This window comes from Micromonospora echinospora (assembly GCF_900091495.1).
Lineage (GTDB): Bacteria > Actinomycetota > Actinomycetes > Mycobacteriales > Micromonosporaceae > Micromonospora > Micromonospora echinospora.
In genome coordinates this window covers 470293-497002 of the sequence record NZ_LT607413.1, presented here as the reverse complement: position 1 = coordinate 497002, position 26710 = coordinate 470293, and the positions used below count along the sequence as shown (strand labels likewise).

Genomic DNA, 26710 nt, shown 5'->3' with positions numbered 1-26710 from the left:
GGCGACCGTGGTGATCCCGGTCGCCGCCGACGTCACGGTCAGCGGAACGGGAGCGACTCTCTGGCGGTGCGTGGGGCGGGCACGGTGGGCAGGTGCCCCGGGGCCAGGCCGGCGGGGGCGTTGGTCAGGCTGACCTCGCCGTAGCCGGTGACGGTCACGTCGACGGGGGTGCCGGCGATCCGGAGCCCGCGTGCCGCCACGGCGCCCAGCTCGGCGCCGGCGAGCGGGCGGAGCGCCACCAGCCCCCGGGGGACGTCCGGGTAGAGACCGACGGCGGCCTGGAGCAGCAGCACCGCGCTCGCCGCCGACCACGCCTGCGGGCGGCACGCCGCCGGGTACGGCACCGGGCGGCCCACCGCGTCCCGGTCGTCGCCGCCGTACAGTTCCGGCAGCCGGTAGTCGAACGCCTCGGCGGCGCGGAGCAGCCCCTCGACGAGGGTGCGCGCCGCGTCGTCGAACCCCGACCGGGCCAGCCCGCCGAGCACGATCGCGGTGTCGTGGGTCCAGATCGAACCGCAGTGGTACGACAGCGGGCTGAACCCGCCGTCGGCCCGGGACATGGTGCGCAGTCCGAACCCACCGGTCAGCGACTCGGTGGTGAGCAGCCGGGCGACCTGGGCGGACTCGTCGTCGTCCAGCAGGCCGGTGCCGAGCAGGTGACCGATGTTGCTGGTCAGCGAGTCGACCGGCCGCTTGTCCCGGTCCAGGGCGAGGGCGGGCTGCGGGCCGTGGCGGCCGTCCACCCAGAACGTGGCGCGGAACCGCTCGGCGAGCCGATGGGCGTACGCGCGCCAGGAGTCTCCGCCGGGGCGGTCGAACGCGTCGAGCAGGGCCGCCCCGTTCACCGCGGCCTCGTACGCGTACCCCTGCACCTCGGCCAGCACGATCGGCGCCTGCGCGATGGTGCCGTCGGCGAAGCGCACCGCGTCGCCGGAGTCCTTCCAGCCCTGGTTGGCAAGGCCGTGGCCGGTGGTGTCGACGTACTCGACCAGCCCGTCGCCGTCGGCGTCGGCGTGCGTGCCGAGCCACCCCAGCGCGGCCTCCAGGTGCGGCAGCAACGGCTCGACCTGTTCGGCGGGCAGCCCCCAGCGCCAGGCGTCGTGCAGCAGGTTGACCCAGAGCATGGTGGCGTCGACCGTGCCGTAGTAGGCCGGCGGCAGCCGCAGCCCCGCGTCGGAGAGGGCGAACTCGTGCCGGCGCAGCTCGTGCAGGATCTTGCCGGGCGCCTCGCCGGTGGCCGGGTCGACCCGGGTGCCCTGGCGGCGGGCGAGCACCCGCAGCGTGCTGGCGGCCAGCCCGGTGCCGAGTGGGAGCATCATCCGGGCCGCCCAGAGGCTGTCCCGGCCGAACAGGGTGAGGAACCAGGGCACGCCCGCGCCGAGGAAGACGTCCTCCGGGTGGGCCGGCTCGGCCAGGCGCAGCGCGCGCAGGTCGGCCAGGGAACGGTCGAGGAGGCGGACCAGGCGACGGTCGTCGGCGCGTACCTCGGGGTGGGCCCAGTCGGGGCCGTCCACCGGGGCGACCACGACGGCGCGGGGGTCGGTGACGGTCAGCCGCCAGCGCAGCACGGTGTCGCCGCCACCGGCGGGCAGCTCGACCGGCCAGGCGAGCCGGAGCGCGGCGTGCGCGCCGTCGACGTGCGCGGTCGCGCCCTCGCCGTGGACCGTGACGGTGATGCCACCCGCGGTCCAGGCGAACCCGCCGGCCGACCCGGGGTGGGCCGGCAGAGGCGGTCGCTCGCCACCGGACTTCACCACCTCGATCGGGGCCAGGTCGCAGTCCAGGTCGACGCTGACCGTGGCCCGGACCGGCACCGACGCGGTGGAGACCACGTGCAGCTCCTCCACCAGGCCGTCCGGGGTGACCCGGCGGGACCGGTCGATGCGGACGGTGGGATCGGGGTGCGGGTCGCCGAGCCAGCGGGCGACGGTGACGAAGCGGGCGGCGTGCGGGCCGTCCGGGCCGGCGGTCAGCCCCTCCGGCTCCCGGTCGTCGACGCGCAGCTCGGCCCGGGAGAGCACCCGGGCGTCGGCGTGGAAGACGCCCTGCACGCCGACTGGCCGGATCTGCCCGGCCTGGTCACCGAGCGCGCTGGTGGGTGCGAGGACGACTCCGACCAGCTCGTGCAGCAGGGGTTGCAGGTGCCGTTCGGTCACGGGGGAACTCCAGGTGGTCGGCGGAACGTGGTCGCGGAACGTGGATCTCTTGACAGATCGTTCCATGGGGTGCAGAGTGCGAAACATTCCAGAAACTTGAACGATCCAATCCTGCCTTATCCAGATTGGAACGTTCAAGATGGCGGGAGGGATTTTGTGGCACAAAAGGTGACCATCGCGACGGTGGCCCGGCAGGCGGGGGTCAGCCGCCAGACCGTCTCCAACGTGCTCAACTCCCCGCACGTCGTCCGCGAGGAGACCCGGCAGCGGGTGCGGGAGGCGATCGACGCCCTCGGCTACCGGACCAACCAGGCCGCCCGGCAGATGCGTACCGGCCGGTCCCGGCTGATCGCCGTCCGCATCGAACCCACCCGGGACGGCATCAACGGCTCCGTGCTCGACCGCTTCCTGCACGGCCTCTCCGAGACCGCCGGCACCGCCGGCTACCGCGTGATGCTCTACACCGCCACCGACGACGAGCAGGAGATCGGGGAGTACGACGACCTGCTCGGCACCTACGATCTCGACGCCTTCGTGCTCACCGGCACCAAGCGGCGTGACCCACGGACCGCCTGGCTCACCGCCCGGGGCGTGCCCTTCGTGACCTTCGGCCGGCCCTGGGACGATCCGACCGCCCACCCGTGGGTCGACGTGGACGGCGCCGACGGCACGGCCCAGGCCACCCGGCGGCTGCTGACCCTCGGCCACCGGCGGATCGGTTTCGTCGGCTGGCCCGTCGGCTCCGGTGTCGGCGACGACCGGCGGCTCGGCTGGGAGCACACGGTGCGCGCGGCCGGGGTCGACCCGACCGACCTGGACCGGCGGACCGAGGACGGCATCACCGAGGGCGAGCGGGCCGCCCGCGACCTGCTCGGCGCGGCCCGGCCGCCGACCGCCCTGCTCTGCGTCAGCGACTCGCTGGCTCTCGGCGCCCTCCAGGCCGTCCGCGCCGCCGAACCCGCCGTCCCGGTGATCGGCTTCGACGACACCCCGGTCGCCGCGGCGGTCGGGTTGACCAGCGTCTGCCAACCCCTGCACCAGGCCGCGGTCCGGTGCGTGGAACTGCTGACCGGCCTGCTCGACGACACCCCCCGACAGACCCGCCCCCAGGTTCTGCTGAAGCCCCGCCTGGTGCTCCGGCAGACCGCGTGAACCCCTTCCCCCACAGGAGAGTGTGAGATGGCCCCTCGAACGATCCGCCGCGCGGCGGTGGCCGGCCTCGCCGCCGTCGCCCTGTTCGGCTCGGCCGCCTGCGGCAGCGGCTTCGACGACTCCGGCGACGAGGCCCAGTCCAGCGGGCCGGCGAAGCTGGAGATCCTGATCGGATCCTCCGGCGAGGCCGAGACCAAGGCGGTCCAGGCGGCCGCGGCGAAGTGGGCCGGCGAGTCCGGCAACACCGCCACGGTCACCCCGGCCCAGGACCTCACCCAGCAGCTCGGGCAGGCCCTCGCCGGCGGCAACCCGCCGGACGTCTTCTACGTCGACGCCAGCCGCTTCGCCGACTACGCCAGCGTCGGCGCGCTCGAACCGTACGGCGACAAGATCAGCAAGCCGGACGACTTCTACGAGAGCCTGCGGCAGACGTTCACCTACGACGGCAAGTTCTACTGCGTGCCGAAGGACTTCTCCACCCTCGCCCTCCAGATCAACACCGACCTCTGGGCGAAGGCCGGCCTCACCGACGCCGACATCCCGACCACCTGGGACCAGCTCACCGCCACCGCGCGCAAGCTCAAGGCGGCCGGGCAGGTGCCGCTGGTGGTCGCCGACACCCGGGACCGGGTCGGCGCGTTCATGGTCCAGGCCGGCGGCTGGCTGACCAGCAAGGACGGCAAGCAGGCCACCGGGGACACCCCGGAGAACGTGCAGGCCCTCACGTACGTGAAGACGCTGCTCACCGAGGGGCTGGCCCGCTACCCGAAGCAGCTCGACGCCGGCTGGGGCGGCGAGGCGTTCGGCAAGGGCAAGGCGGTGATGACCATCGAGGGCAACTGGATCAAGGGGGCTCTCCAGAACGACTTCCCGAACGTCAAGTACAAGGTCGTCCCGTTGCCGGCCGGGCCGAAGGGCCAGGGCACCCTCTCCTTCACCAACTGCTGGGGCATCGCCGCCAAGAGCGCCCACAAGGAGCAGGCGATCAAGTTCGTCGAGGCGATGACCACCGGCGAGCAGCAGATGACCTTCGCCACGGCGTTCGGCGTGATGCCGTCCCGGCAGTCGGTCCGCGACCAGTACACCCAGCAGTTCCCGGCCGACAAGCCGTTCATCGACGGCGCCGAGTACGCCCAGGGCCCGGTGAACGCCCCCAAGATGGACAGCGTCCTGAAGGACCTGGACACCGGTCTGAACACCCTCGCCACCGGCGACCCGAAGGCGATCCTCGCCCGCTTCGACTAGAACGCCAAGGCGGCGCTCGGCGGCAGCTGAGGCGGGGTAGCAGGGGTCCCCTGTTACCGCATTTTGATGAGCAGGGGACCCCTGCTACCACCACAACCCGCACCGCTCAACACCGCCGCGCCGCACCGCGAACACCGCATCGCAGCGCACCGCAAACACCGCACCGCGAACACCGCATCGCAGCGCACCGCAAACACCGCACCGCGAACACCGCATCGCAGCGCACCGCAAACACCGCACCGCACCGCAGCGGCGGCGGGGCGGCACGTACCGCACCACCGCAACCACCGCCTGGGAGGGAGGGGAGATGGCGATCGACGCGTCGGCCGTGTCGGCCACCCCGTCGGCCGCGCCGTCCGGCAGCCGGCGGCGTGGCGGCGTACGCGGCAACGAGAACCTGGCGGGCTGGCTCTTCGTGGCCCCCGTGGTGGCGATCCTCGGGCTGTTCCTGTTGCTGCCGATCCTGATGGCGTTCTGGGTGAGCCTGACCGGCTGGAACGGCCAGGGCAGCCCGTTCACCTCCGGGGTGCCCTTCGTGGGCACCGACAACTACACCCGGCTGTTCACCGAGGAGGGGCTCGCCCGCCGGGACTTCATGACCAGCATCCGGAACAACCTCTACTACGTGGCGATCGTGGTGCCGGCGCAGACCGCGCTGGCGCTCGGTCTCGCGCTGGTCGTGAACAACCGGATGCTGCGCGGCAAGACGTTCTTCCGCTCGGCGTTCTACTTCCCCTCGGTCACCAGCTCGGTGGCGATCAGCGTGGTCTTCCTCTTCCTGTTCGCCAACTCGGGCGCGGTCAACGCGCTGCTCGGCGCGTTCGGCATCGACGGGCCGCAGTGGTTCGCCGATGCCCGGGGGGTGCTGCACATCCTGCTCGGCGCGGCCGGTGTCGACCAGCCGCCGGCCGCCCTCACCGACGGCGGTCCGTTCGGCCTGACCTGGTGGGACTGGCTCTCCGGCCCCAGCGTGGCGATGGTCTCGATCATCACGCTGGTGGTCTGGACCACCTCCGGGACGTTCATGCTGATGTACCTCGCCGCGTTGCAGAACGTGCCGGTGACCCTGGACGAGGCGAGCACCCTGGACGGAGCGAGCCGCTGGCAGCGGTTCCGGTACGTCACCCTGCCGCTGCTCAAGCCGACCACGTTCCTGGTGGTCACCCTCGGCCTGATCGGCACCTGGCAGGTCTTCGACCAGGTGTACGTGATGAGCCAGGGCGACCCGGCCAAGACCACGCTCACCCCGGCCTACCTGTCGTACCGGACCGCGTTCCGGGACTTCGAGTACGGCTCGGGCGCGGCCATCTCGTTCGTCCTGTTCCTGATCATCATCGTGCTGACCCTCGGCCAGCGTTGGCTGATGCGGGACCGGGACCGCACGGGGCGGCGGTCGTGGCGTCGTCGGCGCGTACCGGGGAGGTCCTGACATGGCCGTGGTGACTCCAGCAGCGGGCGCTCCGCCGGCCTCCGCCGGCCGGAACCGCCGCCCCGACGGCGCGCGGGCCCTGGCGACGACCTTCCTCGGGTACGCCACCCTGGTCTTCTTCGGACTGGTGTTCCTCTACCCGTTCGTGATCCAGATCGCCAACTCGTTCAAGACCGAGCCGGACGCGGCGGCCAACCCGCTCTCCCCGGTGCCCGACCCGGTCGCCCTGGACGGGTTCGCGCGGATCTTCGAGGGGACCGCCTTCCCGCTCTGGATGGGCAACTCGGTGCTGGTCACCGTGCTGGTCACCGCTGGTCGGGTGTTCTTCGACTCGCTCGCCGGATACGCCCTGGCCCGGTTGCGGTTCCGGGGGCGGGCCGGGCTGTTCGCGGCGGTCGTCGCGGTGATGGCGGTGCCCGGCGTGGTGCTGCTGATCCCGAAGTTCCTGGTGCTCAACCAGCTCGGCATGTACGACAGCTACGCCGCGCTGGTGGTGCCGCTGCTCGCCGACGCGGCCGGGGTCTTCATCATGAAGCAGTTCTTCGAGTCGATCCCGGTCAGCGTGGAGGAGGCGGCCCGCATCGACGGGGCCGGCCCGTTCCGGACCTTCTGGTCCGTGGTGCTGCCGATGGCGAAACCGGCCCTGATCACGCTGACCATCCTCTCCTTCCAGGGCTCCTGGAACGAGTTCCCGCACAGCCTGGTGGCCGTGCAGGACCCGGACCTGTTCACCCTGCCCCGGGGACTGGCCGACCTGGTCAGCGGCTCGCTCGGCGCGGGCACCCAGTACCCGCTCAAGCTGGGCGCGGCGCTGCTGGCCACGATCCCGGTGGCGATCGTCTTCGTGATCTTCCAGCGCTACTTCGTCCGGGACGCCAACGACGGCGCGGACAAGGGCTGACCATGGGTGGCTCCCGGCCCGGACGGCCGGGAGCCGCCACCGGACGAGCTACTGCTCGATGACGGACATGATGTTGCCGGCCGGGTCGGTGAACCAGGCGATGGTCGGCCCGTTGCCCCGCATGATCCCCTTGTCGTCCTGAGGGAACCCCGGGTAGCGGGCGAATTCCACACCCTTGGTGGTCAGCTCCTCGACCGCCCGGTCCACGTCGTCGACCGGGAAGTTGAGCACCGTGAAGGCCGCCGGGGTGTGGTCCGCCTTCGGGTAGACGATGACGTCCCGGTCACCGGCGAGGTGCAGCGTCAGCAGTCCGCCCGCGCCTCCGGCCTGCGACACCCGTAGGCCGAGGGTGTGCTCGTAGAACTCGCGGGCGCGGTCGGTGTCGTCCACCGAGAAGCCGCTGAACGCCGGGGTGTCCCTGAACATGGTCGTCTCCGTTCCAGCCGTGGTCGCGCCGTACGTGCGGTCAACGAGGCGGGGACGTCCGGGAGTCGCACGCGGGCCGGGCACATCGTGAGCCGGCGTACCCGGCGCGGTGAGCCGTCAATCCTGCGGAACCGGCTCCGTCGGCACCGCGACGTGCAGGCGCAACTGGGGAACGAGCAGGTCGTCGACGTCCAGGGCGCGGGCCGCGCCGTCGGGCTCCCAGCCGGTGCCGGTGAGGAACTTCCGGGTCGCCTCGTCGCCGTCGAACGCCCAGGCGACCGCCCGGGTGAAGCCGTCGGTGCGCCAGAGGTCGACCGTCGCCGCCAGCAGTCGGCTGCCGTGCCCGCGCCGTCCCCAGCGCGGCTCGACCAGCAGGTCGGTCACGGCCGCGACGTCCGGACCGAGCGACTCGGCGGGCTCCTCCGGGGCGAGGGCCTCCGCATCGGCCGGACCGGACGCGCCGAAGCCCACCAGATACGATGTTTCGGCCTGCTCGACGGCGACCAGCACCCGGTGGGCGGCCGATGGCGGCTCCTGCACCGCGGCGGTCCAGCGTCGGGCGAGGTACGCCTCGTCCAGGTTGTCCAACACGTGCCGTGGCAGGATCCTCCGGTAGGCGACCCGCCAGGTCGCGAGCTGGATGCGGGCGATCTCGGCGGCGTCCTCGGGACGCGCCGGGCGGACGTACCCCAGAGCCATGGGACGCAAGCCTACGCAGGGCGAGGGAGGCGACGGTGCCCCAGGGTGCCAGACGGACGGTCGGGCAGGTCGGCTTCGTCGTCGTGCTCGCCGTGGCGGTGGCGTGGTTCCTCTCCGTGGCAGCCGAACGACACGGCTTCTTCGACCTGGAGGTCTACCACGGCGCGCTGTCGTACTGGGTGCACGACGGCGGGGAGGTCTACGACTACCTCAAGCCGCGCAGCAAGTACGGTTTCACGTACCCTCCGTTCGCCGCGCTGGTCATGCTGCCGATGGCGTACCTCACCTGGAACGCGGCGATCCTGGTGAGCGTGGCGCTGAGCGTGCTGGCCAGCACGGTGGTGATCTGGTGGCTGCTCGACCCGGTCGCGGTCCGGGCCGGCTGGACCCGCTGGTTCACCCTGGCCGTGGCGCTCTGCCTGGCCGCCGCCTACGAGCCGATGCGCGAGACGGTCAACTTCGGCCAGGTCAACATGCTGCTGCTCTTCCTGGTCGCGGTGGACCTGCTCTGGCTCGCCCCGCGCGGCAGCCGTTGGCTCGGGGTGGGCATCGGCCTGGCCACCGCGATCAAGCTGACCCCCGGCATCTACCTGGTCTACCTGCTGGTCACCGGGCGCTGGCGGGCGGCGGCGACCGCCACGGCCGTGGCCGGCGGGGCGACCCTGCTGGCCGCCGCGCTCTTCCCGGACGCCTCCCGCGAGTACTGGACCCAGGCGCTGTGGAACACCGACCGGGTCGGCGAGCTGGCGTTCATCTCGAACCAGTCGTTGCAGGGCGTGGTGGCCCGGCTCGACCCGGGGCACCCGAGCACCCCGCTCTGGTTGCTGCTGGTCGTGGTCACCGTGCTGGTCTGGGCCCGCCGCTGCCGGGCGGCGGTGTCCGTCGGCGACGAGGCCACCGGGTTCGCCCTGACCGGTGTGGTGATGTGCCTGGTCAGCCCGGTGACCTGGGTGCACCACCTGGTCTGGCTGATCCCGGCGCTGATCCTGCTGGTCGACAACGCGATGGCCGCGCCGGCCGGTGGTCGCCGTCGGCGTGGCCTGCTCGCCTTCGCCGCCGTCGCGTACCTCGTGCTGATCAGCCGGCTGGTCTGGCACTGGGAACGCGGCTTCGGTGGCGTGGACGGCTTCGTGTTCAGCAACTTCTACGTCTGGATCAGCCTCGCGCTCCTGGTGGCCCTGCCGATCCGCCGGTCCGCGCCGGGCCCGGCGGCCGGCCCGCCGGCCGGCTCAGTCGCCGTCGACACGGCCGGCGTACCGCAGCTCCGCGAGGGCGAGCGGGGGGCGTCCACCGGACAGCGGTACCGGATAGGTCGACTCCTCGCCGTCCGGTGACAGCCCGGCCCGCGCGTAGAATCGGCGGGCCCGCGCGTTGCCGGCGAGCACCCAGACCCGGTACGCCGTCCACCCCCGCTCGGCGAGCCCGGCCCGCGCCGCCGCCAGCAGCGCGACCGCCGTCCCGTCACCCCAGCAGGTCGGGTCGACGTAGAGCCCGACCACCTCGCCGCAGGTCGGGTCCAGCTCCGCGCGGCTCTGGTTGATCCGGTACGGACCGAAGGTGGCGAACCCGGTCACCCGCCCGCCGGACTCGGCGAGGAGCGTGGTGAACGGGTTCTCCGGGTCGGCGGTGGCCATGTCCCGCCGCCGCTGTGCCCAGGCGGCGACGTTGAGCCGGTCGAGCACCTCCGCCGGCATGATCCCGGCATAGCCGGCCTGCCAGCCCCGTACGTGTACCCGGGCGACCACTTCGGCGTCGTCGGGTTCCTCCCGGCGGATGGTGAGCATCTGACCGTTCTATGCCGCCGAGGGCCCCGGGTCCAGCGCTTTGCCCCGTGTCGGACCGCCGGGGTTGGCCGTGCCGCCGAGGTCGGCCGTGCCGCCGGAGTCGTGTCGTACCGCTCGGCTAGGGTGCCCGGCGATGGCCGCACCGGAATCGCTCTCGCTCGCCCAGGCCCGGCGGGTGGCTCTGGCCGCCCAGGGCTTCGCCGACCCGGCGCCCGCCGGCGTGCCCACCCGCCGGCACCTGCGCCGGGTGCTCGACCGGGTCGGGCTGATCCAGATGGACTCGGTCAACGTGCTGCAACGGGCGCACTACCTGCCCCTCTACAGCCGGCTCGGGCCCTACCCGACCGAGCTGCTCGACCAGGCCGCCTACCGTCCGCCCCGGGATCTCTTCGAGTACTGGGGCCACGAGGCGTCGCTGGTGCCGGTGACCCTGCACCCGGCGTTGCGCTGGCGGATGGCGCTGGCCCGGGAGAAGGCCTGGGGCGGCATGCGGCGGATCGTCCGCGAACAGCCCGAACTGGTCGCCTGGGTCCGCGACGAGGTCGCCGCCCGGGGGCCGCTCACCGCTGCCGAGATCGAGCACGACGCACCCCGGGAGACCGGTAACTGGGGGTGGAACTGGTCGGTGGTGAAGCAGGCCCTGGAGTACCTCTTCTGGGCCGGCGAGGTCACCGCCGCCGACCGGACGACCGGCTTCGCCCGCCGGTACGACCTGCCGGAGCGGGTGCTCCCGGCCGAGGTGCTCGCCGCGCCGACCCCGGCCGACGCGGACGCCTTCCGCACCCTGGTCGCGGTCGCGGCCCGTTGCCTGGGCGTGGCCGCCGAGCCGGAGCTTCGCGACTACTTCCGCCTCCCGGCGGCCGACACCCGGCGGGCGGTCGCCGAGCTGGTCGAGGCGGGGGAGTTGACCCCGGTCACCGTCCAGGGTTGGCGGCAGCCGGCGTACCTCCACTCCCAGGCCCGCCTGCCCCGGTGGATCCGGGCGAACACCCTGGTCAGCCCCTTCGACCCGGTGGTCTGGGAGCGGGCCCGCGCCGAACGGCTGTTCGGCTTCACCTACCGCATCGAGATCTACGTGCCCGCACCGAAGCGGGTGTACGGCTACTACGTGCTGCCGTTCCTGCAGGGCGATCGGTTCACCGCCCGGGTCGACCTGAAGGCCGACCGGAAGGCGAGGGTACTGCTGGTGCCGGCGGCGTGGGCAGAGCCCGGCGTCGATCCCGGTGAGACCGCGCTCGCCCTCGCCGCCGAGCTGTACCGCCTGGCCGGCTGGCTCGGGCTCGACGCGGTCGCCCCGCCGGCCGCCGGTGACCTGGCCGGGCCACTCGCCGCCGCGCTGGCCGGCACGGCCGGTGTACCGTGAGCACGTGACCAGCGTTGACGGACCGGCCGCCCAGCCGGCCCCGCCGATCCCACCGGCCGCCCCACCACCCGGACCCCACGGGCACCCGCATCCACACCCGCACCCGGACTGGCCGGCGGGCGTGGTCCAGGTCGCCGAGCCGGACCGGTTCACCCGGTTCGTGGTCCGCCTCTACGAGCGGGCGCCCCGCTGGGCGGTGCCGTTGGCCGCCCTCGGCTGTGTCGGCCTCGGCGTGGCGTACGCCATGATCAGCGACCCGACCCGGTCCGCGCCCGACGCGCTGCCCACCTGCCTGCTGAAGCTCACCACCGGGCTGGACTGCCCGGGTTGCGGCGGCACCCGCGCCCTCTGGTACGTGCTCCACGCCGACCTGCCGGCCGCCGCCCGGCACCACTTCCTCTTCGTCTTCGCGCTGCCCTTCCTGGCGTACCTCTTCGTCGCCTGGGGGACCCAGCAGGCGTTCGGCTGGAAGCTGCCGCAGTTGCGGATCAGCCCGAAGATGATCGGTGGCTTCCTGGTGGCCTGGCTGTTCTTCTCGGTGGCCCGGAACCTGCCCTGGGCCCCGTTCACCTCGCTCTACGTCTGAGCGACCGCGAACGTGGGCACCCCGTGCCCCGTCCGTGCGGGCAGCTCGACAGCGCTGCGGCAGCCACCTCTGCCGGCGCAGGTGACCCGGCGAGACGTGGAACACGTGTGCGGCGCGGCGGGCGGCACCGGCGGTGAATCCGCAGGTGACGGCCGGTGGGCCGGCGTCGGTGGAGCCGAGCGGGGCCGCTACAGTCCGAGGAATGCCGGAGATGGTGCAACCCCAGGTCAAGCTCGTCGCGTGGACCCACTTCGAGGCTCCCGACGACGTGCCGTGGTCGACCGACGCCGACGGCGGCCAGGCGCTCGCCGAGTTCGCCGGCCGGGCCTGCTACCAGAGCTGGAAGAAGCCGAACCCGGCCACCGCCACCAACGCCGGCTACCTGGCGCACATTCTCGAGGTCGGCCACCTGTCGGTGCTGGAGCACGGCTCGGTCAGCTTCTACTTCAGCGGCGTCTCCCGCTCCTTCACCCACGAGCTGATCCGGCACCGCCACCTCTCCTACTCCCAGCTCTCCCAGCGGTACGTGCCGGAGCGGGACGCGGCGATGGTCGAGCCCCGGGTGATCGCCGAGGACCCGGAGCTGCACAAGCGCTTCGTGGAGGCGGCCGAGGCGAGCGTGCGGGCGTACACCGAGCTGCTGGAGGGCCTGGAACGGCGTTTCGCCGACGAGCCCAACCCCACGCTGCGCCGTAAGCAGGCGCGGCAGGCGGCCCGCGCGGTGCTGCCGAACGCCACCGAGACCCGGATCGTGGTGACCGGCAACTACCGGGCGTGGCGGCACTTCGTCGCGATGCGGGCCACCGAGCACGCCGACGTGGAGATCCGTGAGCTGGCCGTGGAGTGCCTGCGGCAGCTCCAGCGGGTCGCGCCGAACGTCTTCGGCGACTTCGTCGTCTCGACCCTGCCCGACGGCACCGAGGTCGCGGCGAGCCCGTACGCCGAGCGTTCCTGAGCCCTTCCCCGCCGGGGGCGTCCGGGTCGGTTGCTAGGTTGTCAGCATGACCCACGACCACCCTGCCGCCTCCGAGCGGGCGGCGTCGCGCCCCTTCGGGCGACTGCTCACCGCCATGGTGACCCCGTTCACCGCTGACGGCTCCCTCGACCTCGACGGCGCCGCTCGGCTGGCGACCCACCTGGTCGACGCCGAGGGCAACGACGCGCTGGTGGTCAACGGCACCACCGGCGAGTCGCCGACCACCACGGACGCGGAGAAGGAGCACCTGATCCGGGCCGTGGTCGAGGCGGTCGGGGACCGGGCCCAGGTGGTCGCCGGAGTCGGCACGAACGACACCCGGCACACCATCGAGCTGGCCGGCGCGGCGGAGAAGGCCGGGGCGAACGGGCTGCTCGTGGTGACCCCCTACTACAGCAAGCCGCCGCAGGGCGGACTGCTGCGCCACTTCACCGCGGTCGCGGACGCCACCGGCCTGCCGGTGATGCTCTACGACATCCCGCACCGGGCCGGGGTGGCCATCGCCACCGACACCCTGGTGCGGCTCGCCGAGCACGGCCGGATCGTGGCCGTCAAGGACGCCAAGGGCGACCTGACCGCCACGAGCTGGGTGACCAGCCGGTCCGACCTGGCGATCTACAGCGGTGACGACGCGATGACCCTGCCGACGCTGGCCATCGGCGGGGTCGGCCTGGTCGGCACCTCCACCCACTTCACGGGCGCGCTGACCAAGCAGATGATCGAGCGGTACGACGCGGGCGACGCCGCCGCCGCGCTGGCGCTGCACCGGCGGCTGCTGCCGCTGTTCACCGGGATCTTCCGCACCCAGGGCACGATCCTGGTGAAGGCGGGCCTGAAGGCGTCGGGGCTGCCGGCCGGCCCGGTCCGGTCGCCGCTGGTGGACGCGACCGCCGACGAGATCGCCCAGCTCCGCGCCGACTGCACGGCGGCGGGCCTGGACCTACCCTGATGACAACACGACACGGCGGGCGCCGGGTACCGGCCCCGCAGAATGAGGTGGCTGCGTGACCGAGGCGCACATCGAGGCGGAGCTTCCCCCGCCGCTTCCGGAGGGTGGCCTGCGGATCATCCCGCTCGGCGGGCTCGGCGCCATCGGGCGGAACATGACCGTCTTCGAGTACGACGGCAAGCTGCTCGTCGTCGACTGCGGTGTGCTCTTCCCGGACGTGGAGCAGCCCGGCGTGGACCTGATCCTTCCCGACTTCGCCCCCATCCTGGACCGGCTCGACGACGTCCAGGCGATCGTGCTCACCCACGGGCACGAGGACCACATCGGCGCGGTGCCGTACCTGCTCGCGCACAAGCAGGACATTCCGCTGGTCGGGTCGCAGTTCACCCTCAGCCTGGTCGAGGCGAAGCTCGCCGAGCGGCGGATCGAGCCGTACACCCTGACCGTGCGGGAGGGCGGCCGGGAACGGCTCGGCCCCTTCGAGTGTGAGTTCTTCGCGGTGAACCACTCCATCCCGGACGCGCTCGCGGTGGCCATCCGCACCCCGGCGGGGCTGGTCCTGCACACCGGTGACTTCAAGATGGACCAGCTCCCGCTGGACGGACGGATCACCGACCTGGCCGGCTTCGCCCGGCTCGGCGCGGAGGGGGTGGACCTGCTCCTCTCCGACTCCACCAACGCGGAGATCCCCGGTTTCGTCACGCCCGAGCGGGAGATCGGCCCGGTCCTCGACTCGATCTTCGCCAAGGCGAAGGGCCGGATCATCGTGGCCTCCTTCGCCTCGCACGTGCACCGGGTGCAGCAGGTGCTCGACTCGGCCGCCGAGCACGACCGCAAGGTCGCCCTGATCGGCCGTTCCATGGTCCGCAACATGGGCATCGCCCGGGACCTCGGCCTGCTCAACATCCCGCCCGGCCTGGTGGTCGGCCTGGACGAGGCGACCACCCTGCCGCCGGAGCGGATCGTGCTGATGTCCACCGGCTCGCAGGGCGAGCCGATGAGCGCGCTCGGCCGGATGGCCAGCGGCGACCACCGGCACATCACCATCGCCCCTGGCGACACCGTCGTGCTGGCCAGTTCCCTGGTTCCCGGCAACGAGACCTCGGTGTACCGGGTGATCAACCGACTCGCCCGGGCCGGTGCGGTCGTGGTGCACAAGGACGTCGCCAAGGTGCACGTCTCCGGCCACGCGCCCGCCGGTGAGCTGCTCTACCTGCTCAACGTCGTCCGGCCCAGCAACCTGATGCCGGTGCACGGCGAGTGGCGGCACCTGCGGGCGCACGCCCGGCTGGGCATCGAGTCCGGCGTCGACCCCGACCGGGTGGTGCTCTGCGAGGACGGCGACGTGGTCGACCTGGTCGACGGCCGGGCCAGCCTGGTCGGGCACGTGACCAGCCGCTACGTCTACGTCGACGGGCTGGCCGTCGGGGACGTCGGCGAGTCGCTGCTGACCGAGCGGCGGATCCTCGGGGACGGGGGCTTCATCGCCTGCACCGTGGTGGTCGACTCGGTCACCGGCAAGGTGGTCGGCGGGCCGACCGTCTCGGCCAAGGGTTTCTCCGAGGACCCGGCGGCGTTCAACGCGGTCGTGCCGCTGGTCACCGAGGTGCTCAACCGGGCCGCCACCGACGGGATCACCGACCCGCACCAGCTCCAGCAGATCGTCCGGCGGACGGTCGGCCGGTGGGTCAACGACGCGTACCGGCGGCGGCCGATGATCGTCCCGACCGTGGTCGAGGTCTGACCCGTCCCGGGTGGTCCGGCGCCCTGCCGGACCACCCGGGCACCCTGCGCAGCCCGGGGCGACCAGCGTGTTCAGCTCCGGGCACGAAGATGACGTCCGCCCCCGCCGGTCAGGGCAGGGCGGCCACCGCCTCGGCGTACGCGACGCCGGTGGTGACCGCCGCGTCGACCAGCACCTCCACCTGCACCGGAGCAACGCCGTGCGCCAGGTCGGTGGTGAGGTCCCCCGCCAGGACCAGCTCGTTCTCCACCTCGTGCACGTACGCCTTGGGCTGTAGCCGGTCCCGGTTCCAGGCGTTGACGAACTCGTACGCCTCGGCGCGCCGCCCGGCCGACAACCGACGGGTGGCGACCACCCGGGTGTGCAGGATCTCCGCCCGCGACCCGACCCGCTCGAACCGGATCATCGCCTCGCCCCAGCGCCCCACCACGGTGCCCGCCGGGTCGACGGCGCAGCGGTCGCCCCGGCGCTCCAGCGCGGCGACGACCATGGCGACGGTCAGCGGCACCGGCTCCCCGGGTGACCCTGGCCCGTCCGGCTCCGCGTCGTCCGGCCCGGCCCCGGCGTCGTCCGGTGCCGGCCCGGCGGGAAGCGGGGCCGGGACGCCGGCGCGGGGCCGTTCGGCCAGCCGGGCCGCCACCTGGCCGGACTGGTGACCGGTGCCGTTGCGGGCGTCGAAGCGGCCGGCGAGGTCGGCGGCGGTGGCGAGCAGTTCCGCGCCGAGCGCCGCGACGTCCCGCCCGCCGGCGCTCCCGGTCGAACGGATCAGCCCGAACACCTCGGCCAGCCGGGTCGCGTGCCCCAGCCCGAGCGCGTCGACCGGCCACGACTCGTGTCCCCGCCGCGCCGGACCCGGTTGTCCCGCCGGCCCGGTGGACCGGTGCGGCTCCGCGGCGTCCGGCTCCGTCTCGTCCGGCTGCCCGGTCGGGTCGGGCGTCCTGACCAGACCGGACTCACCGGCCAGTCGACAGAGCAGGGCCCCGGCGGCGGCGAACTCCATCACGGAGCGCTCGTCCGTCGGCCGGGCCAGCCGGGGCAACTGCTCGACGAGGATCTCCAGTCCACGCGCCGGGTGCCCGCCGAGCGCGCAGAACAGCAGGTGCGCGGGGAGGTGACCGAAGGCCGTCCACTCCCGCCGGTGCCGACCGTACGCCCGCATGTGCGCCCGCCCCGCGTCGTCGTACCGCCCCAACCGCAGGTACGGCAGGAGCAGGGCGGCCAGGGCGGCCTCCGGCTGGTCGGTGCAGTCGCCGGGATCGGTGGTCAGCGGTTCCAGCACCCGTACCGCCTCGGCCCACTCACCCCAGCCGGTGAGCAGCTCGGCCTGGCGTACCGCCACACAGGCCGCGCAGCGGTGACCGGGCCCGGCGGCCCGCCAGCGGGCGAACCACGCCCGGGCGGCCGGTTCGTCCCCCAGGTGGTCGGCGAGCCGGCAGCGCAGCTCGGCCACCGTGCCGGGCTCCGCCCCGGCCAGCCTCCGGTCGAGGTCGTCCAGGAGGAAGCGGGCCTGGTCCAGCCCGATCCGGGGACTGCCGGACAGCGCCTCCACGGCGGCGTGCTGGCCGCGCAGCAGTGCCGCCGTGTCCTCCGCGTCGAAGAGGGTGGGATGCCGGTCCACGGCGGCGAGACAGCGGTGCAGCGGTTCGACCGACCGCCACCGTTCACCCCGGAACCGGTGCGTCTCGACGAGCGCGAGCCGGGCGTCGACGCCGAGGCGGACCTCCCCGGCGGCGTCGGCGTGGGCGGCGATCCGTTCCAGCTCGGCGACTTTCGCCTCCCCGTCGGGCAGGTCCCGGGCCGCGTCGAGCGACTCGCGCCAGGTGCCGCCGCTCACGCCCGGGCCCCGTCGGTCAGCTCGGTCACGGCGGCGGCCAGCCGGCAGCCGGCGGAGATGCCCCGGTCGAGGAGCTGGTCGAGCTGGTGCGGGGTGACCCCCCGTTCCAGGTCGGTGATGACCTCGCCGCAGACCCGGGCCCGCCCGTCGTCGTCGACCTCGACGAACGCCTTCGGCCAGTACCGTCCCTGGTTCCAGTCGTTGCAGAAGGCGCGCAGCGCCGGAACATGCTCGATGCCGAACAGCGGCGCGGTGAGCGTCCGTACCTGAAGCACCTCACCGGCCCCGCCGAGCCGACGGAACCAGACCAGGCTCGTCCCCCAGCGGCCGACGAGGTTGTCGTCGGCGTCCGGGTGGCAGGCGTACCCCCGGGCGGCCAGCACCGCCGCCACCAGTTCCCCGGTCAGCGGCCGCAGGGTGTGTGGGTGTCCGCCCAACGGACCGTCCCCGAGCTCCGGCGGCACCATCCCGGCACCCTCCCTGAGGTTCCTGAGGCAAATATCACGGCCGAGTGCCGAAAGTGCGTTGCGACGCACGGACACGACGGTAAAAGCGGCGAATCCCCGGGTCGCGCCGTTACCGTGACTCTATGGCGGGCCGTACCTCTCAGGCGAGCCGGCGACGCGGCGCGTCGCCGCGCGGTACCACGAACAGTCGTGCCCGCCAGCCGGCCAAGAAGACCCGCGCACCCGCCCGGGGCCGCCGTCCGGCGGCCCGTCCCGCGCCGGCCGCCTACCTGGGTCGTGCGATCACCAGCGCCTGGATGGGCCTGGCGCACGGTGTCGGGTGGACGGTCCGGGCCGCCGGACGGCAGGCCGCCACCGCCCGCGAGGTGGGCCCGGAGCACCGGCGCGACGGCGCCGGCCTGCTCCTGTTCGGACTCGCGATCCTCAGCGCGGTGGCGATCTGGTTCTCCGGGGCGGGACCGGTCGGGGCCCGGCTGGCGGACAGCGTCCGACTCTTCCTCGGCGCGATCTCCGTCGTGGTGCCCGTGCTGCTGACCATCGGCGCGTGGCGGATGATGCGCGAACCAGCCGACCCGGCGCACCGGGGGCGCGGCCTGGTCGGCTGGGGCTCCATGATCGTCGCCACCGCCGCGATGCTGCACATCGGGCAGAACCCGGCCCGCCAGGCCGAGCGAGACTACGCCGGTGGGCTGGTCGGGATGGGCGTGGGCGGGCTGCTGGAACGCGCGGTCACCGCCTGGGTGGCCGTACCGCTGCTCATCCTGCTGCTGGTCTTCGGTCTGCTGGTGGTCACCGCCACCCCGATCAACAAGGTCCCCGAGCGGCTCGGCCTGCTCACCGGTGGGGTGCTCGGCGTGCCGCCGGCCCCGACCGGGGAGGAGGTCGAGGTGGTGGAGGTGGTCGAGAAGCCCGCCCGCCGCCGTCCGGCCCGCAAGGCCGCGCCGCCGCCGGAACCGGTCGACCCGGCCGAGATCGACGACGCGTACGCCGACGACGTCGACCTCCAGGAGACCCTGGTGCTGCCCCGCAAGCCACCGGCCCGGGTGCCCGCCGCCCGGCGCAGGTCGGAGCCGCCGGAGCACTCGACGCCGCCCACCCGGGCCGAACAGCTCGCGCTCACCGGGCTGGCGGGCGACTACACCCTGCCCCCGGCCAACCTGCTCAACACCGGGGCCGCGCCGAAGACCCGGAGCAAGGCCAACGACGAGGTGATCGCCGCCCTCACCGGGGTGTTCGACCAGTTCGGGGTGGACGCCGAGGTCACCGGCTTCACCCGGGGGCCGACGGTCACCCGGTACGAGGTCGAGTTGGGCCCCGGCGTCAAGGTCGAACGGATCACCCAGCTCTCCCGCAACATCGCCTACGCGGTGAAGTCCCCGGACGTGCGGATCCTCAGCCCGATCCCGGGCAAGAGCGCGGTCGGCGTGGAGATCCCGAACACCGACCCGGAGAACGTGGCCCTCGGCGACGTGCTGCGCTCCCGGACGGCCACCAGCGACCTCCACCCGATGCTGGTCGCCCTCGGCAAGGACATCGAGGGCGGCTACGTGGTGGCCAACCTGGCGAAGATGCCGCACATTCTCGTGGCCGGGGCAACCGGTGCCGGGAAGGCTCTGGCTGTCGACACGCCCGTACCGACCCCGGATGGCTGGTCCACCATGGGAGACCTACGGGTGGGCGATCGGGTGTTCGACGAACGAGGGCGTCCCTGCACAGTGATCGCGGCAACGCCGGTCATGCACGACCGGCCCTGCTACGAGGTGGAGTTCTCCGACGGGACGGTCATCGTCGCCGACGCCGAACACCAGTGGCGGACGGCGACGAGGGCAGGGCGTACCCAGCGTGTTCACCGTTGGAAGGACGGCGCCTACTGGAAGCCGGAGGACCGGGAACTCCTTTCGCGCCGGCTGCCCGAGGTGCTGGCCGAACCTGACCGTCCAGTACCGACGGGCGATGTCCTGGCGGATCTGGGTGGCAGCTTCCAGCACCTTCTCTACCGGCTCACTCGCGACATTCCACAGGAAGCGACCCTTGGCCGCGTGGCGTACGAGCGGGGTGGTCGCGAAATCACCCGTTGGGTACCCACCTACTCCCGGCACCGGTTGTACCACGCACTGCACGACCGGGTCGTGAGTGCGGGCCGGTCGAACGCCAGGAAGACCCACGACGAGGGCACCGTGACCACTGCGGAGATCCTCCGGACTCTCCGGACCGGGCCGGCCGGCGAGTGGGTCAACCACTCCGTCGACGTATGCGCCCCACTGGTCTGTCCCGAACGGGTGCTGCCCATCGCCCCCTACACGCTGGGTTGCTGGTTGGGCGACGGAAGCACCGGCAGCGCCTCATTGGCGTGTGCCGACGAGGAGATCCTCGACCAGATCCGGCTGGACGGGTACGCGGTGACCAAGTATCCGCGAAGCCAGATCCAGTACACGATCTCGAATCGGCCCGAGCGGGAGAAGCGCATCGCCGAGGCGCTCCAGTTGATCGCGGAAGGCGTCAGTGGGCCGGTGGCGGCACGGCGGGTAGGCATCCCCGTCACCGCCGTCTACCTGGCGCGACGGCAGGCACAACCAACCGCTGACGCCACGCCGGTGACGACGACGGACGTTCCACGGGAGCCGTTGCGGACGCTACGTGCCCTCTTCCGGGAGATCGGCCCGAAGCACATTCCTCCGGCGTACTTGCGGGCGTCCGAGGAGCAGCGGCGGGCGCTTCTGGCCGGACTCCTGGACACCGACGGTACCGTGTCGAAGCAGGGTGGCGTGGAGTTGGCGCTCACCGAAGAGCGACTGGCCCGCGATGCCCTGGAACTCATTCTCGGCCTCGGGTATCAGGCAACCATGACCACCAAGCCGGTTCGGGGCCGGAAGGTCGAGACGTCGACGTGCTATCGGATTCACTTCACTCCTGGTGACAAGGTTTTCCGGCTCACACGGAAGCTTGTCCGTCAGGTGACGAAGACGAGGCCCAGCACGTCCCGCCGGTTCATCGTCGACGTACGACCGGTGCCCTCGACGCCCGTCCGCTGTATCCAGGTGGACAGTCCGAGCCACCTCTATCTGGCCAGCAGGTCGTGCATCCCGACGCACAACTCAAGTCTGTTGAACTCCTTGCTCGTGTCCATCCTGACCCGGGCCACCCCGGACGAGGTGCGGCTGCTGCTGATCGACCCGAAGCGGGTCGAGATGACCAGCTACGAGGGCATCCCGCACCTGGTCACCCCGATCGTGACCAACGCGAAGAAGGCCGCCGACTCGCTGGAGTGGGTGGTCCGCGAGATGGACATGCGCTATGACGACCTCGCCGCCAACGGGGTCCGGCACGTCGACGACTTCAACCGCAAGGTGCGCAACGGCGAGATCAAGGCCCCGCCGGGCAGCGAGCGGGAGATGAAGCCGTACCCGTACCTGCTGGTGATCGTCGACGAGCTGGCCGACCTGATGATGGTGGCGCCACGTGACGTGGAGGACTCGGTCGTCCGGATCACCCAGCTCGCCCGGGCCGCCGGCATCCACCTGGTGCTGGCCACCCAGCGCCCCTCGGTCGACGTGGTCACCGGTCTGATCAAGGCGAACGTGCCGTCCCGGCTGGCCTTCGCCACCTCCTCGCTGGCCGACTCGCGGGTCATCCTCGACCAGCCGGGGGCGGAGAAGCTGCTCGGCCGGGGCGACGGACTCTTCCTGCCGATGGGCGCGTCGAAGCCGATTCGGATCCAGGGCGCCTGGGTCACCGAACAGGAGATCATCGACGTCGTCAAGTTCTGCAAGGACCAGCGCGAACCGGAGTTCCGTCCCGACGTGCTCACCCCGGCGCAGGACGGCAAGAAGAAGATCGACGAGGACATCGGCGACGACCTTGACCTGCTGGTGCAGGCGATCGAGCTGGTGGTCACCTCGCAGTTCGGTTCCACCTCGATGCTCCAGCGCAAGCTGCGGGTCGGGTTCGCCAAGGCGGGCCGGCTGATGGACCTGATGGAGACCCGGGGGATTGTCGGCCCGTCCGAGGGCTCCAAGGCCCGCGACGTGCTGGTCAAGCCGGACGAGCTGGAGGAGGCTCTCGCCGCCCTCCAGCCCGCCGACAGCTGACCGGCCCACCTCCGCCCCAGCCGGCGCGGGGTGTTCCGGGTCGGTACGCGCGAGGGCCCGCCGGAGACCGGCGGGCCCTCGGGTCCGAACGGGTGCGCGGGAAGCTCAGTTGAGCAGGGCGGCGACGAGCAGCGCGCCGATGACCGCGCCGACCACGCTCGCGATGGCGGCGTACCAGCCGAGCGGCTTGTCGCCGAGCACCGCGCCGACGATGCCGAGCGCCAGGCCCGCCACCCCGAACAGCAGCGGGGAGAGGAAGACGGCGAGCACGGCGAAGACGAAGGCCAGGATCGTGCAGATCCGGGCGGCGTTGCTGCGCGGGCGGGCGGTGGTGTGGATGTTCGCCATGTCGTCCTCCGGGTACGAAACCTGCCGTTGTCGACCTGTCTCTACCCATCCGGCCGGTCCGCTACGCGTGGCCGCAGACTCCCCGACCGGACGCGCCGCCGGGAACCCCGCGACGGCCTAGTGGAAGACCTTGAGCCCCACCACGCCCGCCACCACCAGCAGCAGGCAGGCCAGCCGGGGAAGGCTGGACGCCTCGCCGAGGGCCAGGATGCCGACGGTCGCGGTGCCCACCGCGCCGATGCCCACCCAGACCGCGTATCCGGTGCCGACCGGGATCTCCCGCAGCGCGTACGCGAGCCCGGCCATGCTCAGCACCAGCGTGACGGCGAAGACCACGGTGGGAACGGGGCGGCTGAATCCGGCGCTGCGGTCGAGGGAGATCGCCCACGCCGTCTCCAGAAGTCCGGACACCACCAGTGCGAGCCACGCCATGACGTCACCCCTGCCAGATATGCCCGGGACCGGCCCGGACGAGTCGAGGACCAACCACTGTCCGGGGGCGTCTTCGCGTTACCGGGTACGCCCACCACTCGTCCGGGACACCAGGGTCGGGGTGTCGAGGTCGACCGTAGCACCGTTGCGCGGGGCCGGACCGGAGCGGATGATCGATGCCACGGGTTGACCTGAAGCTGCCTTCATGTTCAAGGATTGGCGGTTATGACGCTGTTCTTCACCGACCGGGAGGTGGCCGCCGTCCTCGACGCGTCCGACACGGTCGACGCCATGCGGGCCGCCCTGTTGGCCGCGTACGAGGGACGACTGGTCGCCCCACCCCGCGCGTCGGCCCCGCTGGGCGGGGGCCGGATGGTGCTCACCGCCGGCCACCTCACCGGCGAGTGGTACGGCTTCCGCTCCTACGACACCTTCGGCCACCCCGAGGCGGAGCAACTCGTCGTCCTCCACGACGGCCGGACCGGCGCGGTCCGGGCGGTCGCCGTCGGGGCGGAGCTGGGTTCCCGGCGTACCGGTGGACTGGGCGGGGTGGCGGTGGACGCGCTGGCCCGGCCGGACGCGTCCACCGTCGGCGTGATCGGGGCGGGCGGGCAGGCGTGGACCCAGGTCTGGGCCGCCGCCGCGGTCCGTGGACTGCGCGAGGTGACCGTGTACTGCCGGACCCCGGCCGGCCGGGAGCGGTTCGCCGCGCGGGTCCGGGCCGAGCTGGGCGTGCCGGCCCGCGCGGTGACCACCGCCGCCGAGGCGGTACGCGACCGGGACGTCGTGGTGCTCGCCACCACCAGCCCGACCCCGGTGCTCGACGCCCGCGACCTCGCCCCGGGCACCCACGTCAACGCCGTGGGGTTCAAGCAGCACGGGCGCGCCGAGTTCGGCACCGACCTGCTGGACACCGCCGACGTGCTGGTCACCGACTCGACCGCCCAGGCCGGCGCGTACGAGCCGCCGATGCTCGCCGCCCGGCCGCCGTACGCGGGGCGGCTGGCCGAGCTGGGTGCGGTGCTGACCGGCGCGGCGACCGGACGGGTCGGCCCGGACGACGTCACCGTCTTCTGCTCGGTCGGCCTGGGCGGCACCGAGGTCTTCCTCCTCGACCGGCTCGTCCGGCTCGCCGCCACGGTGGTGGCGTGACGGTCCAGGTGAGGGTGTCCAGTCGTGGTCGCACCGGCCGGGAGCCCGTCCGGCCGCCGGTGGCGTGACCGACAGCAGGTGGCGTGGCGGCGTGCCGGCCCGTCGTGGTACCGGGCGTCGACGGGCGGCCCTGTTCCGCCCGGTACCCTCGGATGGTGTCTGCCACCTCCCCCACCAACGGCTCGCACCCGGCACCATCGTCCCCCGCTGACGGTCGCCGGGTCGCCCTGCTGACCCTGGGCTGTGCCCGCAACGAGGTCGACTCGGAGGAGTTGGCCGCCCGCCTGCACGCCGACGGCTGGCAGGTGACCACCGACGGCGAAGGGGCCGACGTGGTGGTGGTCAACACCTGCGGCTTCGTGGAGAAGGCCAAGCAGGACTCCATCCAGACCCTGCTGGCCGCCGCCGACACCGGCGCGAAGGTGGTCGCGGCCGGCTGCATGGCCGAGCGGTACGGGCGGGAGCTGGCCAGCAGCCTTCCCGAGGCGCAGGCGGTGCTGAGCTTCGACGACTACCCGGACATCTCCGCCCGGCTGACCTCGGTGGTCAACGGCGAGGCCGTCGACGCGCACACTCCGCGCGACCGGCGTGAGCTGTTGCCGCTCACCCCGGTGGCCCGCCGGGACAGCGCGGTGTCGCTGCCCGGACACGGCACCGGAGTCCGCACCGAGGCCCCGGAGACCGACGCGCGCACCCCGGCGCACCTGCGCCAGGTGCTCCGGCGTCGACTCGACAGTGGCCCGGTCGCCTCGCTGAAGCTCGCCAGCGGTTGCGACCGCCGCTGCGCGTTCTGCGCGATCCCCGCCTTCCGCGGCGCCTTCGTCTCGCGTACCCCGGACGAGCTGCTCGCCGAGGCGGAGTGGCTGGCCAAGACCGGCGTCCGCGAGCTGGTGCTGGTCAGCGAGAACTCCACGTCGTACGGCAAGGATCTGGGCGACCCCCGGGCCCTGGAGAAGCTGCTGCCCCAGCTCGCCGCGATCGACGGCATCGTCCGGGTGCGGGCGAGCTACCTCCAGCCCGCCGAGACCCGTCCTGGCCTCGTCGAGGCGATCGCCACCACCCCCGGTGTGGCGCCGTACTTCGACCTCTCCTTCCAGCACTCCAGCGAGCCGGTGCTGCGCCGGATGCGCCGCTTCGGCTCCACCGACCGCTTCCTGGAGCTGCTGGCCAGCGCACGCGAGCTGGCCCCGGAGGCGGGCGCCCGGAGTAACTTCATCGTCGGCTTCCCCGGCGAGACCCGGGGCGACGTCGACGAGCTGGTGCGTTTCCTCACCGCCGCCCGGCTCGATGCGATCGGCGTGTTCGACTACAGCGACGAGGACGGCACGGAGGCCGCCGACCTGCCTGGCAAGCTCTCCGCCGCCACCGTCAAACGCCGGTACGACAAGCTCAGCGCGCTTGCCGACGAGCTCTGCTCGCAGCGCGCCGAGGAACGCCTCGGCTCGACCGTCGAGGTGCTGGTCGACTCGGTCGACGGCGGGGTGGTCGAGGGGCGGGCGGCCCACCAGGCCCCCGAGGTGGACGGCTCCACCACGCTGGTCGCCCCCTCCGACGGCGGGGTCGACCTGGCGGCGCTGCGGCCGGGCGACCTGGTCCGGGCGACGGTCACCGGCACCGAAGGGGTGGACCTGATCGCGGTACCGGATGAGATGATCTCGGCGGCGCCCGGCGCGGCACGGTGACGGCGGGCCCTGACGGAGCGGGGGAGCCACGTGGTGCGATACCGGGAACGCCGGATCGGGGCGTCCGCGTGACCGGGACGGCCGACTCGACCCCGCCGGCCGTGGTGGCCCCGGTGCCGGTGCTGAACGCCGCCAACGCGCTGACCGCGCTGCGGCTGCTGCTGGTGCCGGTCTTCATGGCGCTGGTGGTCCTCTCGGAGATGACCCACGCCGACTGGCGGGTGGCGGCCTGCCTGGTCTTCGCCCTCGCCTCGGCGACCGACTTCGTGGACGGCTGGATCGCCCGCCGGTTCGCCCTGGTCACCTCGGTCGGCAAGGTCGCCGACCCGATCGCCGACAAGGCGCTGACCGGGGCCGCCCTGCTGCTGCTCTCCTGGTACGCGGTGCTCCCCTGGTGGGTGACCGTGGTGATCCTCACCCGGGAGCTGGGGGTCACCCTGATCCGGTTCTGGGTGATCCGGCACGGCGTCATCGCCGCCAGTCGGGGCGGCAAGGCCAAGACCGCGCTGCAGATCCTCGCCATCGTCTGGTACCTGTGGCCGGTGCCGGACGCCGTGGTCGGCGTCGGCCCCTGGATCATGGGCGCCGCGGTGGTGGTGACGGTGCTGACCGGCTTCGACTACGTCGCCCGCGCGGTGCGGCTGCGTACCCCGCGGTGAACCGTCGCCCTCGCCGGTTCGTCCGGGCACGTCGGGGGAAGGAATGCGGACATGGTGGTAGGCGGCGATGACACGACGGGGCACCACGGCGCGAACGGCCGGCCGGTGACCAATCCGGCGGCCGGGGTCGTACACCGGCTCTCCGAACGGGGGGAGACCCTCGCGACGGTGGAGTCGCTGACCGGCGGGTCGCTGGCCGCCTCGATCGTCGAGATCGCCGGGGTCAGCGGGATCTTCCGGGGCGGGCTGGTGGTGTACGCGACGGAGTTGAAGGCCGACCTCGCGGGCGTACCCGAGGGGCTGCTCGCCGACCGCGGACCGGTCGACCCGGACGTGGCGGTCGCGCTCGCCGAGGGCGGGCGGCAGCGGTGCGCCGCCGACTGGGGGCTGGCGACCACCGGGGTGGCCGGCCCGGAGCCCCAGGACGGCAAACCGGTGGGGCTGGTCTTCGTCGCGGTCGCCGGCCCGAACGGGACGGCGGTCCGCGAACTCGACCTCGACGGTGGCCGCGACCGGATCCGGTCGACCGCCGTCGACGAGGCGTTGCGGCTGCTCACCGAGCGGATCGTGGCCGCCGGGGAGGCCGCCGCCAGCGCTGCCTGCTGACCGCTGCGGGGCAGGAGTCCGGGCGGGGTGGT

General features: G+C 72.9%; 22 protein-coding genes, 3 pseudogenes and 1 riboswitch. Of the genes and pseudogenes, 17 read left to right on the top strand and 8 right to left on the bottom strand.

The genetic code is table 11. The features are described 5' to 3' along the window. Positions 1–38: 38 nt before the first annotated feature. Positions 39–2156 carry an amylo-alpha-1,6-glucosidase gene (locus GA0070618_RS02250; protein WP_197701712.1) on the bottom strand — a complete coding sequence of 706 codons (2118 nt, stop codon included), beginning with the start codon at positions 2154–2156 and terminating at the stop codon, positions 39–41. A gap of 156 nt (positions 2157–2312) precedes the next feature. Here GA0070618_RS02250 and GA0070618_RS02245 point away from each other — a divergent pair, with 156 nt between their 5' ends. The 4 genes from GA0070618_RS02245 to GA0070618_RS02230 all read left to right on the top strand — a co-directional run bounded on the left by GA0070618_RS02245 (position 2313) and on the right by GA0070618_RS02230 (position 6883). Next, the gene (locus GA0070618_RS02245; protein WP_088980137.1) at positions 2313–3308 is read left to right on the top strand and encodes a LacI family DNA-binding transcriptional regulator; all 996 of its coding nucleotides are present in this window, start codon (positions 2313–2315) and stop codon (positions 3306–3308) included. A 27-nt stretch (positions 3309–3335) separates the two neighbouring features. Continuing rightward, on the top strand, positions 3336–4553 hold the full coding sequence (locus GA0070618_RS02240; protein WP_088980136.1) for a sugar ABC transporter substrate-binding protein: 1218 nt from the start codon (positions 3336–3338) through the stop codon (positions 4551–4553). 307 nt (positions 4554–4860) lie between these two features. Then, positions 4861–5982, top strand: coding sequence for a carbohydrate ABC transporter permease (locus GA0070618_RS02235; RefSeq protein ID WP_088980135.1), 1122 nt, complete (start codon positions 4861–4863; stop codon positions 5980–5982). A gap of 1 nt (position 5983) precedes the next feature. Then, entirely contained in the window at positions 5984–6883 is a 900-nt protein-coding gene (locus tag GA0070618_RS02230; protein ID WP_088980134.1) for a carbohydrate ABC transporter permease, read from the top strand. 48 nt (positions 6884–6931) lie between these two features. Here GA0070618_RS02230 and GA0070618_RS02225 read toward each other — a convergent pair whose 3' ends face one another. After that, positions 6932–7309: a VOC family protein gene (locus GA0070618_RS02225; protein ID WP_088980133.1), complete on the bottom strand. Its 378-nt coding sequence runs from the start codon at positions 7307–7309 to the stop codon at positions 6932–6934. 117 nt (positions 7310–7426) lie between these two features. Then, a complete protein-coding gene (locus GA0070618_RS02220) occupies positions 7427–8008 on the bottom strand; it encodes a GNAT family N-acetyltransferase (RefSeq protein WP_088980132.1) in 582 nt (193 codons plus the stop codon). Positions 8009–8043: 35 nt separating this feature from the next. On the opposite strand from GA0070618_RS02220, the gene GA0070618_RS02215 reads away from it, so the two are divergent. Then, the gene (locus GA0070618_RS02215; RefSeq protein WP_088980131.1) at positions 8044–9342 is read left to right on the top strand and encodes a glycosyltransferase family 87 protein; all 1299 of its coding nucleotides are present in this window, start codon (positions 8044–8046) and stop codon (positions 9340–9342) included. Here the strand turns inward: GA0070618_RS02215 and GA0070618_RS02210 are convergent. Then, entirely contained in the window at positions 9238–9792 is a 555-nt protein-coding gene (locus GA0070618_RS02210) for a GNAT family N-acetyltransferase (RefSeq protein WP_088980130.1), read from the bottom strand. The two genes, GA0070618_RS02215 and GA0070618_RS02210, sit on opposite strands and share 105 nt — an antisense overlap. A 133-nt stretch (positions 9793–9925) precedes the next feature. Between GA0070618_RS02210 and GA0070618_RS02205 the strand changes: the two genes are divergently transcribed. The 5 genes from GA0070618_RS02205 (at position 9926) to GA0070618_RS02185 (ending at position 15410) form a co-directional block, all read left to right on the top strand. Then, the gene (locus GA0070618_RS02205) at positions 9926–11155 is read left to right on the top strand and encodes a winged helix-turn-helix domain-containing protein (protein ID WP_088980129.1); all 1230 of its coding nucleotides are present in this window, start codon (positions 9926–9928) and stop codon (positions 11153–11155) included. Beyond that, positions 11145–11741: a DUF2752 domain-containing protein gene (locus GA0070618_RS02200; RefSeq protein ID WP_088985226.1), complete on the top strand. Its 597-nt coding sequence runs from the start codon at positions 11145–11147 to the stop codon at positions 11739–11741. The genes GA0070618_RS02205 and GA0070618_RS02200 overlap by 11 nt, the downstream gene beginning before the upstream one ends. A 211-nt stretch (positions 11742–11952) precedes the next feature. Continuing rightward, positions 11953–12696, top strand: a complete 744-nt coding sequence (gene thyX, locus GA0070618_RS02195; protein ID WP_088985225.1) for an FAD-dependent thymidylate synthase — start codon at positions 11953–11955, stop codon at positions 12694–12696. Positions 12697–12742: 46 nt separating this feature from the next. Further along, positions 12743–13666 (top strand): 4-hydroxy-tetrahydrodipicolinate synthase, encoded by a 924-nt coding sequence (gene dapA / locus GA0070618_RS02190; protein WP_088980128.1) that lies wholly within the window; start codon positions 12743–12745, stop codon positions 13664–13666. A gap of 55 nt (positions 13667–13721) precedes the next feature. Next, a complete protein-coding gene (locus tag GA0070618_RS02185) occupies positions 13722–15410 on the top strand; it encodes a ribonuclease J (RefSeq protein WP_088980127.1) in 1689 nt (562 codons plus the stop codon). 109 nt (positions 15411–15519) lie between these two features. Here GA0070618_RS02185 and GA0070618_RS34470 read toward each other — a convergent pair whose 3' ends face one another. Next, complete coding sequence (locus GA0070618_RS34470) at positions 15520–17244, bottom strand: type III secretion system chaperone family protein (protein WP_231931574.1); 1725 nt, start codon at positions 17242–17244, stop codon at positions 15520–15522. Then, positions 17241–17711, bottom strand: coding sequence for a type III secretion system chaperone family protein (locus GA0070618_RS02175; RefSeq protein WP_088980126.1), 471 nt, complete (start codon positions 17709–17711; stop codon positions 17241–17243). The genes GA0070618_RS34470 and GA0070618_RS02175 overlap by 4 nt, the downstream gene beginning before the upstream one ends. A 122-nt stretch (positions 17712–17833) precedes the next feature. Here GA0070618_RS02175 and GA0070618_RS35435 point away from each other — a divergent pair. The 3 pseudogenes from GA0070618_RS35435 to GA0070618_RS35425 all read left to right on the top strand — a co-directional run. Then, positions 17834–19339, top strand: a pseudogene (locus GA0070618_RS35435) (DNA translocase FtsK 4TM domain-containing protein); the annotation flags it as partial. 30 nt (positions 19340–19369) lie between these two features. Then, a pseudogene (locus tag GA0070618_RS35430) lies at positions 19370–20620 on the top strand (LAGLIDADG family homing endonuclease); the annotation flags it as partial. Between the two features lie 186 nt (positions 20621–20806). Then, positions 20807–21799, top strand: a pseudogene (locus GA0070618_RS35425) (FtsK/SpoIIIE domain-containing protein); the annotation flags it as partial. Between the two features lie 105 nt (positions 21800–21904). Here GA0070618_RS35425 and GA0070618_RS02165 read toward each other — a convergent pair. Beyond that, a complete protein-coding gene (locus GA0070618_RS02165; RefSeq protein ID WP_088980124.1) occupies positions 21905–22147 on the bottom strand; it encodes a hypothetical protein in 243 nt (80 codons plus the stop codon). A 117-nt stretch (positions 22148–22264) separates the two neighbouring features. Next, positions 22265–22579 carry a DMT family transporter gene (locus GA0070618_RS02160; RefSeq protein WP_088980123.1) on the bottom strand — a complete coding sequence of 105 codons (315 nt, stop codon included), beginning with the start codon at positions 22577–22579 and terminating at the stop codon, positions 22265–22267. 61 nt (positions 22580–22640) lie between these two features. Next, positions 22641–22708: riboswitch (guanidine-III (ykkC-III) riboswitch) on the bottom strand. Between the two features lie 96 nt (positions 22709–22804). Between GA0070618_RS02160 and GA0070618_RS02155 the strand changes: the two genes are divergently transcribed. From GA0070618_RS02155 to GA0070618_RS02140, 4 genes are all read left to right on the top strand, one after another. Then, complete coding sequence (locus tag GA0070618_RS02155) at positions 22805–23731, top strand: ornithine cyclodeaminase family protein (protein ID WP_088980122.1); 927 nt, start codon at positions 22805–22807, stop codon at positions 23729–23731. 152 nt (positions 23732–23883) lie between these two features. After that, positions 23884–25413: a 30S ribosomal protein S12 methylthiotransferase RimO gene (gene rimO, locus GA0070618_RS02150; protein WP_088980121.1), complete on the top strand. Its 1530-nt coding sequence runs from the start codon at positions 23884–23886 to the stop codon at positions 25411–25413. A gap of 68 nt (positions 25414–25481) precedes the next feature. Next, positions 25482–26072 carry a CDP-diacylglycerol--glycerol-3-phosphate 3-phosphatidyltransferase gene (gene pgsA, locus GA0070618_RS02145; protein WP_088980120.1) on the top strand — a complete coding sequence of 197 codons (591 nt, stop codon included), beginning with the start codon at positions 25482–25484 and terminating at the stop codon, positions 26070–26072. Between the two features lie 51 nt (positions 26073–26123). Continuing rightward, positions 26124–26678, top strand: a complete 555-nt coding sequence (locus GA0070618_RS02140) for a CinA family protein (protein ID WP_088980119.1) — start codon at positions 26124–26126, stop codon at positions 26676–26678. Positions 26679–26710 lie beyond the last annotated feature (32 nt).